This window comes from Brachyspira catarrhinii (assembly GCF_005518285.1).
Taxonomy (GTDB): domain Bacteria; phylum Spirochaetota; class Brachyspiria; order Brachyspirales; family Brachyspiraceae; genus Brachyspira; species Brachyspira catarrhinii.
In genome coordinates this window covers 1-1,653 of the sequence record NZ_SJDU01000449.1, presented here as the reverse complement: position 1 = coordinate 1,653, position 1,653 = coordinate 1, and the positions used below count along the sequence as shown (strand labels likewise).

Annotated in this window: 3 protein-coding genes; 1 reads left to right on the top strand and 2 read right to left on the bottom strand. The window is 31.0% G+C overall.

Annotated features, from left to right (window positions below; genetic code table 11):
- Positions 1–445 (top strand): chemotaxis protein CheW (locus EZH24_RS11385; RefSeq protein ID WP_137999216.1); only part of this gene is annotated, 445 nt, incomplete at its 5' end.
- Here the strand turns inward: EZH24_RS11385 and EZH24_RS11380 are convergent.
- Together EZH24_RS11380 and EZH24_RS11375 are read right to left on the bottom strand one after the other, a co-directional pair.
- A complete protein-coding gene (locus tag EZH24_RS11380; RefSeq protein WP_137999215.1) occupies positions 442–1,026 on the bottom strand; it encodes a 5-formyltetrahydrofolate cyclo-ligase in 585 nt (194 codons plus the stop codon). The genes EZH24_RS11385 and EZH24_RS11380 overlap by 4 nt on opposite strands.
- Positions 1,027–1,094: 68 nt before the next feature.
- On the bottom strand, positions 1,095–1,653 hold a 559-nt coding region (locus EZH24_RS11375; RefSeq protein ID WP_137999214.1), incomplete at its 5' end, for a PilZ domain-containing protein.

The window sequence follows — 1,653 nt, the reverse complement described above, 5'->3', positions numbered from 1 at the left end:
TTTTATACTTGGAAGCGGAGAATACGCTATAGACATTATGCAGGCTAAAGAAATAATCAAAATGGAAAAAATTACGCTTATACCGAACGCTCCTTATTTTGTCGAAGGCGTCATAAATTTGAGAGGAAATATTATTCCGATTATAGATTTGAAAAAGAGATTCAATTTGGAAGAATCCGAAGGCGATAAAAATACGGGAATCATAATTGCAAAAATAGAAGATGTCGATATGGGAATTATGATTGATTCTATTTCAAAAGTAGTCTCTATGGCAAATTCGGATATTCAGCCACCTCCGTCTATGCTTCAAGGAATAGGGCAGAGATATATAAAAGGAGTCGGCAAAATGGAAGACAAATTACTTGTGGTTTTGGATTTGGATAAATTATTTACAAACGAAGAAGACGACAGCGGAGAAGAAGAAGCGTCCGAGCCAGAAAGTTAATCCGCCTTTATCACTTTATTTTCGCTTATGATTATATCCAGCATTTCATCGTTATTGTTTTTTGGAAGATTTGGAAGAATCTGATAATCGTAAGCCAAACCTATTCTTAAAGCTTTTTTATTTAATTTCAAAATATTATCGTAATATCCTTTTCCGAATCCGAGTCGGTTGCAATCTTCGTCAAAAGCCAGAGCGGGAATTACGAACATCGAAACTTCTTTTATTGAAGAATCTTTGCAATAATCGAAAGGTTCGCCGTTTCCGAATTTCGTATTTCGATTTATATCTTTTTCGTAATCTTTAATATATTTTAATTTCATTTTATATTCGCCGACTATGTATGGAATCGAAACCTTTATATTATTTTTTATCGCGTAATTGATTATATTTTTTGTGGAGACTTCGTTATTGAAATCCGCATAAACGCAAATAGAATCGAATTTATTTAAATTGACTATTCTTAAAAATTTTTTATAGATTATCGCGCTTTTCTTTTCTACAAAATCGGAATCTAAATTACTTCTTATGCTTTTGAATAGAGTTCTTATTTTATTTTTTTCTTTCGTTATAGTCTCGAGCATTAGTTTTAATCTTTATTTTTCATTTTTAATTTATAGTCTTATAGTAAATAAAATCAATAATTTATAATTTAAGAAAAATTTTCTTCTTTATATTCTATCAATATTTCTTGCAATAATTTATCTCTTATAATCTGGTCTATTATTTTTTGAGAAGCTGGTCCTATATCTATAAATTGAACGGCAAAACCTTTTGGCAAATCTGGTTTTTTATTGTCATCGTTTATCCATACGACTTTCGCTTCCGTAAATAATTTGAAATCCTTGAAAGAGATTGTCAAACCGAGCATATCGCCTTTATCGGGAATGCTCGTGTCGGAACTTACATAAGCTCCGTTTCCGCTAATCGATAAAATATTTCTGTCTATAGGATTTCTGCTTTTATCTTTATAACTTATTATAACATGCAAGGGCCAGTTTACTCTCGAATATTGCCTTCTCTTGCTGTCGCCTATACTTTCCACATATTTTTTAATACCCGAAACTATATGAGCGACATCTATTTGTTTTGGGAATATTAAAGCGTTGTTATATTTTCTTTCGTCATTGGAACTGTCTTCGGATTCTATTATAACTAATTTTATTTGAGGATTTATTTCTTTTATTTTATCGGCAAAAAATTTTGCGCTG